General features: G+C 70.3%; 11 protein-coding genes. 3 read left to right on the top strand and 8 right to left on the bottom strand.

The window, feature by feature from the left end:
* Window positions 1–48: 48 nt before the first annotated feature.
* From ABZS69_RS12355 to ABZS69_RS12345, 3 genes are read right to left on the bottom strand one after another with little or no spacing between them, the layout of a single operon-like run.
* Complete coding sequence (locus ABZS69_RS12355; protein WP_355370129.1) at window positions 49–204, bottom strand: hypothetical protein; 156 nt, start codon at window positions 202–204, stop codon at window positions 49–51.
* An 18-nt stretch (window positions 205–222) separates the two neighbouring features.
* Window positions 223–1,365, bottom strand: a complete 1,143-nt coding sequence (locus ABZS69_RS12350; RefSeq protein ID WP_355370127.1) for a hypothetical protein — start codon at window positions 1,363–1,365, stop codon at window positions 223–225.
* A 5-nt stretch (window positions 1,366–1,370) separates the two neighbouring features.
* Window positions 1,371–1,622 carry a hypothetical protein gene (locus ABZS69_RS12345; RefSeq protein WP_355370125.1) on the bottom strand — a complete coding sequence of 84 codons (252 nt, stop codon included), beginning with the start codon at window positions 1,620–1,622 and terminating at the stop codon, window positions 1,371–1,373.
* Window positions 1,623–1,885: 263 nt separating this feature from the next.
* Between ABZS69_RS12345 and ABZS69_RS12340 the strand changes: the two genes are divergently transcribed.
* Together ABZS69_RS12340 and ABZS69_RS12335 are read left to right on the top strand one after the other, a co-directional pair.
* Complete coding sequence (locus tag ABZS69_RS12340; RefSeq protein WP_355370123.1) at window positions 1,886–2,800, top strand: endonuclease/exonuclease/phosphatase family protein; 915 nt, start codon at window positions 1,886–1,888, stop codon at window positions 2,798–2,800.
* A complete protein-coding gene (locus ABZS69_RS12335) occupies window positions 2,770–3,675 on the top strand; it encodes an ornithine cyclodeaminase family protein (protein ID WP_355370121.1) in 906 nt (301 codons plus the stop codon). Before ABZS69_RS12340 ends, ABZS69_RS12335 begins: the two co-directional genes overlap by 31 nt.
* 50 nt (window positions 3,676–3,725) lie before the next feature.
* On the opposite strand, the gene ABZS69_RS12330 is transcribed toward ABZS69_RS12335, so the two are convergent.
* The 5 genes from ABZS69_RS12330 to ABZS69_RS12310 form a co-directional block, all read right to left on the bottom strand.
* On the bottom strand, window positions 3,726–5,060 hold the full coding sequence (locus tag ABZS69_RS12330; protein WP_355370119.1) for an ATP-binding protein: 1,335 nt from the start codon (window positions 5,058–5,060) through the stop codon (window positions 3,726–3,728).
* A gap of 141 nt (window positions 5,061–5,201) precedes the next feature.
* The gene (locus tag ABZS69_RS12325; protein WP_355370117.1) at window positions 5,202–5,723 is read right to left on the bottom strand and encodes a hypothetical protein; all 522 of its coding nucleotides are present in this window, start codon (window positions 5,721–5,723) and stop codon (window positions 5,202–5,204) included.
* Window positions 5,724–5,735: 12 nt separating this feature from the next.
* Window positions 5,736–6,920, bottom strand: a complete 1,185-nt coding sequence (locus tag ABZS69_RS12320; protein WP_355370115.1) for an FAD-dependent monooxygenase — start codon at window positions 6,918–6,920, stop codon at window positions 5,736–5,738.
* A gap of 118 nt (window positions 6,921–7,038) precedes the next feature.
* The gene (locus ABZS69_RS12315; protein WP_355370113.1) at window positions 7,039–8,520 is read right to left on the bottom strand and encodes an AMP-binding protein; all 1,482 of its coding nucleotides are present in this window, start codon (window positions 8,518–8,520) and stop codon (window positions 7,039–7,041) included.
* Window positions 8,521–8,541: 21 nt separating this feature from the next.
* The gene (locus ABZS69_RS12310; protein ID WP_355370111.1) at window positions 8,542–9,045 is read right to left on the bottom strand and encodes a hypothetical protein; all 504 of its coding nucleotides are present in this window, start codon (window positions 9,043–9,045) and stop codon (window positions 8,542–8,544) included.
* A gap of 265 nt (window positions 9,046–9,310) precedes the next feature.
* Between ABZS69_RS12310 and ABZS69_RS12305 the strand changes: the two genes are divergently transcribed.
* Entirely contained in the window at window positions 9,311–10,357 is a 1,047-nt protein-coding gene (locus ABZS69_RS12305) for a family 43 glycosylhydrolase (protein ID WP_355370109.1), read from the top strand.
* Window positions 10,358–10,434 lie beyond the last annotated feature (77 nt).

Here is a 10,434-nt window from a genome sequence, read left to right as displayed (position 1 = left end):
TGAAGAGGCGTGCCCCGCCGCCTTGGTGGCAGGGCACGCCGGAAGGAGTCAGTTGGTCTTCGGCTTGTTCATCGCCAGGATCGTGAGGTCGTCGCGGATCTCCCGGATCTCGGTGCCGACCACGGGCGTTTCCCGGATGTCGAGCGATTCCACCTCGGCGAACAAGTCGGCCAGATCCTTTTCCAGCAGCTCGATCGCATTCATTTGGCTCCCCTTTCTTGGCTAACCCGCGGCGGACGCCGCGGGTCGTCTGTAAACGGACGAGGCGTAACTCCCTTCATGGCCGGCGAGCGCGGAGCCGTCGGGCAGAACGACGGCTCCGAGAGCGTCGTGCGCCCTGTCCAGCCAGTGGAGGAAGGCCAGCCCGTCCTCGCCGAGCTCGGTCCGGGCGCCATCCCCGTGCAGGCCCCGCCTGAACTCCCGCGCCCGCGCCCACGCGACTGCGATTCGGTGCAGGATCTCCGGGTCCGGTTCGGCGTGAGAGCGACGGCGGGTCAGCAGCGCCAGGTAGAGCAGGGTCTGGTGCACGTACACGTGGTAGGCGCTGACGGCGCGATCGGCGCTGAACCGGCGGACTCTCAGCTCGTTCCCGCTCCAGGGGATGGGGATGGTGTGACTCTCGGCGTCCACGTAGCCCGGCCGGAAGATCGTGCGGGCGAGCCCGATGTCGAAGAGCTTCTGGTGGAGCGACTCATGCAGGATCGACTCGGCGGCGTCGTGGACGTTCCGCAGCGCGGACACGTTGACGAAGATCAGCTTGGGCGTCTGAGCGAAGTGCCCGCTGACGATCGCGCCGGTGATCGGCACGAGACCGTAGGCGCACCGCAGGACGTCGGGAGCGACCACGGGCAGGGCTTCGGCGAGCAGGTCCATCGCCTCGTCGGCGGCCCTCTCAAGGTCGTCTCCGACCTCGACGGCCTCCACCAGCAGGTTTTCGCCGTCCGCGACGGTCTGGGCATTCCAGCGGGACACGACCGCCTCGCCGGCGCGGGTGCCCCGCATGGCGCGGCATACGCGAGGACGGAAATGCCGGGACCGTGACTCGTCGACGGCGAGCTCTCCGTCGCCGCCTGCGATGACCAGGAAATTGTTGACGGCCGCATGGGCGGCTTCCTTCCGCCCGGCCTGGAATTCGCGGAGCGCGAGATCCAGAGCACCCCGGCGCAGGGCCTCAAGCTGAGGGGCCGCACAGGCGTTGAGCGCCGCCCGATCGATATGGGTCACATCAGCGCACAGTCTGCCGAGCCCGCGGTAATAGACCTCGGCCGTCCGGTCGGCGTTGTCGCCGTCACCGAACATTCCTGTGGCCAGGTGGCTCGCCACCTCCGAAACCGTCGCCGCTGCCTCGACAGCCGATTGGTGCACCGGTGTCACCCTTCCAGGGAAATCAGATCGTGGGCCGCGAGTTGACGTAGTTGCTCGTTCACCAGGGAATTGCACTGATCGATATTGACTGCGGGCATGATGCGCGAAACGCGCTCAGCCGTCGCCGACACGGTCTGGCCGTCGCAGATCTCCAGCAAATAGAGCTTGAATCTGTCGACGATCAGCGTGGCGACGGGTTTGCGCACGAATATGAAGGCGCCCGTCAGGTCGGCGAAGCGCTCCAGCTCCCAGCCCATGGTCCGGCGAATAACGGAATCGGCCATGTGATTCCCGAAGGTCGCAGTTCATCTCCGACTACCGACCATAGCAATGCCCTCGTTTGACTGACAAGGGGATTTGCTGGCGTCCACTCAAGCTTGTGAATAACGCGCGCCGAGTTTGAATTAGACACTCCTGTTTTCATTGGATTATAAATATTGTGCGGCAGTGTTTATGTTTTGACCCGGGTGTCCACGTCTGTACTGTCATCACATACTGCGCAATAACGGAAGGACCGTCGATGATGCGTTTACGTCGGATCGGAGCCGTCTTGGCGGCACTGGCGCTCACGGTCGGGCTCATGGCGGTGAGCGGGGTGCCCGCGCAGGCCGCCGTCCCGGCGCGGACCGTCAAGATCATGACTTGGAACGTGTGCGGGAACAACGGCGACTGCCAGTATTACGAGGACCCGGACGGGCTGGTCGCGGCCGTCAGATGGCACCTGCTCGGCCACGGCGCCCCCATGGACGCGGCCATCATCCAGGAGTTCTGCAGCTCCTTCGCCAAGCCACTCGAACGCGAGCTGGAGACCCACTACGGGCGCGGATGGGACGTGCGCTTCGCGCCCATCAAGATCAAGCGAGGTGCCGACCCGGCGGCCGCGCCCAACAAGCAGTGCGTCCGCGGTCGCGGCGACTACGGCATCGCGATCGCCGTGCCCGAGGAGAACACCTGGTACGGAATCACGTACCTGCCCTCCGTGGAGGGCGCCGAATGGCGGGTGGCCGTGTGCGCCACCGTCGAGTCGTGGCTGGTGAAGCTCTGCAACGCGCACTTCAGCAACGGCGGCGAGGACCCCACCGGCAGCTTCCGCGCCCAGCAGGTCACGGCCTATCGGGAATTCGTCTGGCCGTCCCGCTTCCGGGTGATCTTCGGCGGTGACCTCAACCGGACGCCGCCCGGAAGCGCCGCCTCCGGTGGTCTCACGCCCTTCTATGACGCGTTCGTCGAGTGCGCGCAGGCCGATCAATCCTCCCCGCGTACGGGTCCCGGGACGTACTACACGACCTCCCCGCACGACAACGACGCGACCGTGAAGCTGGACTACCTGTTCACCCAGACGGGCATCGCGCACACCTGCGGCGTACCGGGATCTCCGGTCGAGTCCTCCGATCACCGGCCCATGTGGATGACCGTGAACCTGCCCGCGACGTAGCGCCGGCCTTCGCGGAGCTCGGCGGCGAGGTGTCCGACGACGTCTCGCCGGCCGGACGCGACGAGCTCGTGGTCCGCCGGAGCGCCGCGCCGCCCTGGCCACGACACCGGCCGGCCGCCTCCCGCCCGACCCGCTGGAGTCGGAAAGGCCCAGGCAGACGCCTACGAAGCCGCCGTTCGCTCGCCAAATGGCGGGTGGCCGGCCGCACGCCGGCCATCACCGGCACGGTGGTCTGGAGCGAACTCGGCCATCCCCGCCACCTCATCGCCGACGCCACGGAGGTCACCCGCCTGCGCACCGGAGCCATCGTCGGCGTCGCCACCCAACTGCTCGCCCCGGCCGAGGCGCGGACGTGCGCCATCATCGGCGCCGGCGCGCAGGCCGCCGACCAGATCCGCGCCGTGCACGTCGTCCGCCCGCTCACCGCCCTGGAGATCGTGGACCTCGACCCCGATCGCGCCCAAGCCCTGGCCGACGTCGTCGTCGGCACCGATGCCGACAAGGCCGTTCGTGACGTCGACATCGTCTGCTGCGCCACGACCTCCACGGCGCCGCTGTTCTCGGTCGACTCCGTCGCGGAGCGCGCCCACGTCAACGCCGTCGGGGCGTTCCGCCCGACCATGCGCGAGCTGCCCGACGCGCTGCCCGCCGACGCGACCGTCGTGATCGACGAACGCGAAGCCGCCCTTGAAGAAGCGGGGGAGGTCATCCACGCTCTCGAGCACGATGAGATCACCGAGGACCAGTTGATCGAACTGGGCGCCGCACTCACTGACGGCGTGCCCTCCAGCGCGGGACGCACGGTCTTCAAGACCGTCGGCATCGCGACGCAGGACTGGGAGATCGCCCGGCTACTGGCCCAGCGCTACCTCTGACAGAGCACGATCGGCCGTGCTCCTTTCGCGCAGCCAGGGCGAGGAGGGCGTCACGGCCGGGGGGACGCGTCGACGGAGGGCTTGGCGGAGAGGGGGAGGCGTACCTCGAAGCAGGCGCCACCCTGGGCCGAGTCGCGGACGGCGATGGTTCCGGCGTGGGCGTGTGCGATGTCCCTGGCGATGGCCAGGCCGAGGCCGGTGCCGCCGTGGTGCCGGCTGCGGGCGGCGTCCAGGCGGGTGAAGCGTTCGAAGATGCGCTGGCGGTCGGGTTCGGGGACGCCGGGGCCGTCGTCGCTGACGGTCAGGAGCGCCTGGCCGTTCTGGCGGCTCACCTCCACCTCGACGCGTTCACCGGCGTGGCGTTGCGCGTTGTCCAGGAGGTTGGTCAGCAATCGGGCGAGCTGGACCGGGGTGCCGTCCACGGTGACGCCGTTCTGCAGGTTGGTCTGGATGGGGATGCGGTCGGCGCGACGGTCGAGTTCGGTACGGGCCAGATCCGCCAGGTCCACGTTCGTGCGTACGGTGGTCGAGGTCGATTCGAGGCCGGCGAGCAGGAGCAGGTCGGTGGCGATGGCCTGCAGGCGGTCGACGTCGCCGAGGGTGTTGTCGAGCAGCTCCTGGGGGTCGAGGTCCTGCGGGTGCAGCTGGGCCTCCTCCAGCTTGACGCGCAATCCGGCCAGCGGGGTACGCAGTTCGTGCGAGGCGTCGGCGACGAACCGCCGTTGCTCGCGCGTGGCCCGTTCCAGCCGCAGCAGGGTGTGGTTGAGCGTCTGGATCAGCCGGGCGATCTCGTCGTCTCCCTTCGGCCCGGGGATCCGGTGGCTCAGATCGTTGAGCGTGGTCGTGGCGAGCTGGGACGTGATGGACTCCACGGGGCGCAGGATGCGTCCTGTGACGTACCAGGTGATCCCGCCGACGGCGGCGGCCAGCAGGACGGCCTGCGCGGCCACGATGGCGTTGTCGAAGGTGGAGGACATGATCGCGGTGGTGCGATGGGCGGCGTAGACCACCAGGGATCGCGCTCCGGAGTCCACCCGGAGCGCGCTGAGGCGCAGGCAACCCGGCTCGCTGTTGGTGCAGGTCTGCAGATCCTGCACCGTCGCGTCGGGCGCCGGCCAGGCCCGGTCCATGGGCCGTCTGTGGTCGGCGCCGGGGGAGGCGGCGACCACCCGGCCGCCCGGCGCCACGACCTGGACCAGGTCGACGCCCGGCACCGATGGTTTGATCACGCGAGGCAGATTGCCGCTGCGAACGACCGCCGCCAGCAGGATCGCCTGCTGCTCGGTCTCGTTCCACATGACATTGGCGATCATCTGCGACAGCATCGCGCCCATCACCACGGCCAAGGGAATGAGGATCGCCAGCGTGCATACGACGCTCAGCATCGTAAGCCGCCCACGGATTGACCGTGGGCGCAGCCTCGACCAGCTGTTGCCCACACCCTCAAGGTAGTCAAGCCACCCCACCAACCTGACAACGCCAAGGGAAAACCTCGGCCAAAGAGGGTTATCCGTTGAGTCTGGGGGCTACGGGCACGTCGTCGCGGGGTCGAAGAGGTCTGGGTTGAAGGTCTCCCGGATGAAAAGCGCCGGTTGCGCGTTGTCGACGATGAGGTACCAGCGGGCGGCGGCGGCGCGTCCGGGACCCCACGAGTCCAGACCGTGTCCCAGCGGGTGGCGTTCGTGCGGCTGGGGCAGGCGCAGTCCCAGCGGGGTGGTGCAGGAGCGCAGCAGCGGGTCTGTCCAGGGCAGGCGGCCGAGCGGGGCCAGGACGAGGTTGCGGGAGATCTGGTGGCGCGCGCTGCCCAGCGTCGTGCGGCGGACCAGGACGGAGGCGCCGGCGGGCAGGCGCAGCGGGGCGGCCGCCTCGGGGCACACCTGGTCCACGACGGTGTGAGCCAGATCCAAGGTGTGGACCTTCACGTGTTCGTCCAGGAGGTGTTCGAGCAGGTTCGTGGTGGAGCCGGTATGGGAGAGGAGGGTTCGGGTCCGGGGGTCGGTGAAGGTTTCCGCGCTGACCGAGTGGAGCGCGCTCCTTTGGGGCGTCATGGGAACCCTGCTTCAGTAGAGGCTGCCGGGGATCCCGGCGTCGCGTGGTCCGTAGGGTTTGCTGTCGAGCCACGTCCCGGCGCGGGGCAGCACCCGGGCGGCGAGAGCGGCGGCTCGTTGCGCGGCCTGACGGTGCGGGCCGGCGGCGGTCAGGTGCGCCAGCGCCTTGCCCGCGGCGGCGCGGTTGCGTTCGGCGGCGGCCCGTCTCACCTGGTCGTATTCGGCGAGTACGCGGTGGCGGGCGCCGGGGTCGGTGCCGGCTTCGGCGATCGCGTCGACGGCGGCGGCCGCGTCGGCGATGCCGGAGTTGAGCCCGCGGGCGCCGAAGGGGGCGTAGAGATGCGCGGCCTCGCCGGCCAGCAGCACCCGGCCGAGGGTGAAGGTCTCCGCGACCGCCTGGCGGAACAGGTAATGGGAGGACCAGGTGACCTCACAGGCGTGCCCGGGCGGCAGGAGGGACCGGAGCCAGGCGCGCGGCTCGGCGGCCAGCCTCGCGGGATCGTCGCGGCCGCGGCACTGGAGGTCGACGCGGTGGCCGCCGGCGAAGGGGATGAACAGCACGTTGCGGCCCCCGGCCAGCGGATGGCGGTAGTGGAAGACCCGCTCGGCGGGCAGCGGCCGGGCGGGGTCCTCGGCGATGTCCACGACGACGAACGGGGCGCCGGCGGTGTCGCCGTTCATCGGGATGCCCAGTCGGCGCCGCATGACCGACCCGGCGCCGTCCGCCGCGACGACGAACGCGGACCGCCACTCTCTGCCGTCGACCGCGCGGATCAGGACAGAAGTGTCCTGGAGGACGACTTCGTCGGCCTGGGCTCCCCAGCTGAAGGTGACGCCTGCCCGCACGCCCGCCTCGTGGAGCAGCTCCTCCGTTCTGGGCTGCGGGAGGCTGATGAACGGTGCGAGTCTCGGGCGCACCGGTTCGTAGCAGCGGTGATGGACCCTCCTCCCGGCCCAGTACGTCCCGCGTCCCGGCCAGACCAGGCCTTCGCGCACCAGCTGGTCGGCCAGGACGGGGCAGGCCGTCGCGAGCGTCTGGATCGTCTGCCGGTGCAGGAAGGTCGCGCGGCTGCCGGGCTTGGGGGCGGCGGCGGGCAGCCGTTCCAGCACGTGCGCGGGCAGCCCCCGGGCCCGTGCCAGCAGGGCGGTCGCCAGCCCCACGGGGCCCGCGCCCACGATGACCGGTCCGTCGATCAAGGTGTGGCTCCTTCCGGCGGCCGTACCCGGCTCGGCACGGCTCGGACGCGCGTGGGCATCGTCACGCCGAAGCCGCCGGCGACGGCCGCGCCACGGTCGTGCGGCTGGAGCCGGTCATTCAGGGGCATGCGGATTGTCTCCCGGAGGTCGTCGAGGTGAGAGCGCGCCTGTCGACCTTGCCGTTCGCGGTGACCGGCAGGCCGGTGACGAGGACCACCCGGCGGGGCAGCTTGTGGGTGGCCAGCAGGGTCCGGCAGTGGCCGATGATCTCTTCGGAGGTGGGGACGGAGCCAGGCTCGGGCACCACCCACGCGCAGGGGATCTCACCCAGGATGGGATCGGGCAGCCCGGCGACGGCGACGTCACGAACCGCCGGATGCCCGCGGATGGCGCGTTCCAGCTCGGCGGGGAACACCGAATAGCCGCCGCACAGGACGACGTCCTTGATCCGGTCGACGATCCGGACGCGCCCGTCGTGGGTGATGACGCCGACGTCTCCGGTACGCAGCCAGCCGTCCGCGCCGATCGCCGCGGCCGTCTGCCGGGGGCTGTTCCAGTAGCCGGGGGTGACGATCGGTCCGTGCACCTGGAGCTCGCCCGGCTCGCCGGCGGGCACCACGCCATCGCTCGCCGCCGCTCGCAGACGCACACCCGGCACCTCGTGCTCGGGCGCCTGGCTCGTCACCACTCGCAGCCGCACGCCCGGCAGGGCCGTCCCCGCGGTGCCGTGGCGGCCGGGCAGCTCCGGCGCGGCCAGCGTGGCCATCCCGCCCAGCTCCGTCATCCCCCACCCCTCCACGTACGGTGCGCCCGTGCGTTCCTCCCAGGCCATGGCCAGGTCCTCCCCGGCGCACTGGCCGGCCGACAGGCCGCAACGTAGCGATCGCGGCATGCGGCCGTCCGGATGGGCCAGCAGGCGCCGGTACATCGTGGGCACGCCCGCCATGACCGTCGCCGCGTGCCGGGCCGATCGCTCCAGCATCGTCGCCACGTCGAAGCGTTCCAGCAGGATCAGGCCGGCGCCGCTGCCCAGCGCGGCGTTCATGACGTTCGTCCCGTAGGTGTGCGCCAGCGGGAGCGCCGTCACCACCCGATCCCGTGGCCCGAGCCGCAACCGTCCCGCCAGGTTGGAGCCACCGGCGCGGACCGCCCGCCAGGTCTGGACGACCCCCTTGGGAGACCCGGTCGTCCCCGAGGTGTAGGCCAGGCAGGCGGCGCCGGCCGGCGCCGCCTGCCTGGACCCGCGCTCAGGCGCCCGGCGGTTTCGGGGGACCGTGCCGTCCGGACAGAGCAGCACCTGGTCCGCGCACCTCTCCTCCAGTGCCTCGGCCCGATCGGCGGACACGAACAGCGCGCGCATGCCGCAGTCGCGAACCACATGGACGATCTCCGCGACGGCCGATGCCGCGTTCAGCGGCACGCAGCACGCCTGGAGCCTGGCCAGCGCCAGGTACGTCACCACCCATTCGCAGCCGTTGGGCAGGCACAGCCCGACGAGATCACCCTGCCCGATCCCGCAGGCCGCGAGCCTGGCCGCCCGTCCGTCCGCCAGTGCCGTCAATTCGGCACGGCTCACCGTGCGATCGCCGCACACCAGCATGAGAGCGCGGTCCTCCCCGCGTCAGAGCAGGTCGTCGGCGCCGGTGTAGAACTTTCGCAGGAACTCGGTGAAACAGGCCGTGTTCACCCGGCCGGTCCCTCCGCTGTCCAGGTCGCTGAAGAGTTTCGTCGAGTAGGACAGCGGGAAACCCGCGGCGCTGTGGAGACCGAGGAAGTCGTCGCGCTCGATGAGGCCGTCGTCGTCCAGGTCGCAGACGGCGGGCAGCGCCGCCGCGTACGCCTCACCGTGCTCGGCGAACCACGAGTCGTCGTGCGAGAACGAGGAGTATTCCTCGAAGGTGACCTGCCCGTCCCTGTTCCGGTCGGCGGCGGCGGCCAGGCCCTCCCAGAAACGCCGGCATCCTTCCTCCAGCGCGCCGGCCTTGGGCGCCTCGGCGGGCACGCCCAGCACGCGGCAGACGCGCGAGGCGTAGAGGGCGAAGTCGGCGGAGGTCAGCACGGCGCTGCCGTCGGTGTCGAGGAGTTCGAAGCGCATCCGCAGGCGGTCCGGAGAAGAGAGGGGCATGGGGGTCTCCATTCGGTACGCGATGGGTCCGCCGGGGGACTCGTCGATGGGGAGGTCAACGACCATACAACTACCCTTGGCATTCGAATGATAACCCAATGTAGTCGGCGAGGGGGTGTGGACCTGATGGCCGTCATGTCCTCCTGGTCGGAGGCGTTGTTGCGGACTCGTTACGGCTGCACGTCTTGCTGCCTCGGTGAGGCTTGCTGTTAACGTGGTTACGCGCGTTGGTTACGCGCGTAAACGCGACGGAAGGACCCGGTACGTGCCCGACCTCCACACCCGCTTCCGCCCGGGCCGCCCCTGGCTCGACACCAAAGGCGAGCGCATCCAGGCGCACGGCGGATCCATCCTGTACGTCGACGGCACGTTCTACTGGTACGGCGAGAACAAGGAGAGGACCACCCCGGGCAGCGGCATCTGGCACTGGGGCATCCGCCTCTACGCCTCCCGCGACCTGTACAACTGGGAGGACCGGGGCCTGATCATCCCGCCCGAGCCGGACGACCCCGCCAGCCCCCTGCACCCGGCCAGACAGGTCGACCGGCCGCACATCATCCACGACCGGCGGAGCGGGCGGTTCGTCTGCTGGCTCAAGATCATGGGTGCGTTCCAGGAGTCCACCGTGCTGGTCGCCGACGCCGTCGACGGGCCGTACCGGATCGTGCGCACCGGCCTGCGGCCGCTCGGCATGAGCGCGGGGGACTTCGATCTCGTCGTGGATCCGCACGACGGCAAGGGCTACTACTACTTCGAGCGCGTCCACAGCGAGCTCATCTGCGCCGACCTGACCGCTGACCACACCGACGTGAGCGGCCACTACTCCACCCACTTCCCCCGCCCCCACCCGCCGTACGTCCGCGAGGCCCCGGCCTACTTCCGGCGCGGCGCCAAGCACTACCTGTTCACCTCGGGCACCTCGGGCTACCTGCCCAACCCGAGCGAGGTCGCCGTCGCCGACACCTATCACGGGCCCTGGACCGTGCTGGGCGACCCGCACCCGGGCGACGCCACCGGCACCTCCTACCGGTCGCAGATCTCGTCGGTCTTCAAGCACCCGCACAAGAAGGACCTCTACATCGCCCTGGCCGACCGGTGGCTGCCCGACGTGCCCGCCGAGGTGTCCGCCAAGGCCCTGGAGCACATCGCGGCGCCCACGGAGGGCCGCGCCCCGGCCGAGGCGGAGCTGCGGCGCAGCCTCATGGACCCCGACACCTCCAGGGCCGACTACGTCTGGCTGCCGGTCCGGTTCGACGGTGACCTGCCGTACCTGGACTGGCACGACGAATGGCGCATCGAGGACTTCGACTGACCGGCGCACGGCGCGCCCGCGGCGGCGGCACTCGGCTCGTCTTGGGACGCCGCCCTGCTCGCCGAGGTGGGCGCGGC

This window comes from Nonomuraea sp. NPDC005650, from assembly GCF_040605375.1.
GTDB lineage: Bacteria > Actinomycetota > Actinomycetes > Streptosporangiales > Streptosporangiaceae > Nonomuraea.
The sequence above is the reverse complement of the archived record's forward strand: the minus strand, read 5'-3'. Positions and strand labels throughout refer to the sequence as shown.

Excerpts from the sequence above, each read along its gene's own strand:
- ABZS69_RS12355 (WP_355370129.1), bottom strand. The coding sequence starts at position 204 with ATGAATGCGATCGAGCTGCTGGAAAAGGATCTGGCCGACTTGTTCGCC.
- ABZS69_RS12345 (WP_355370125.1), bottom strand. The coding sequence starts at position 1,622 with ATGGGCTGGGAGCTGGAGCGCTTCGCCGACCTGACGGGCGCCTTCATA.
- ABZS69_RS12340 (WP_355370123.1), top strand. The coding sequence starts at position 1,886 with ATGATGCGTTTACGTCGGATCGGAGCCGTCTTGGCGGCACTGGCGCTC.
- ABZS69_RS12330 (WP_355370119.1), bottom strand. The coding sequence starts at position 5,060 with ATGCTGAGCGTCGTATGCACGCTGGCGATCCTCATTCCCTTGGCCGTG.
- ABZS69_RS12325 (WP_355370117.1), bottom strand. The coding sequence starts at position 5,723 with ATGACGCCCCAAAGGAGCGCGCTCCACTCGGTCAGCGCGGAAACCTTC.
- ABZS69_RS12315 (WP_355370113.1), bottom strand. The coding sequence starts at position 8,520 with ATGCTGGTGTGCGGCGATCGCACGGTGAGCCGTGCCGAATTGACGGCA.
- ABZS69_RS12310 (WP_355370111.1), bottom strand. The coding sequence starts at position 9,045 with ATGCCCCTCTCTTCTCCGGACCGCCTGCGGATGCGCTTCGAACTCCTC.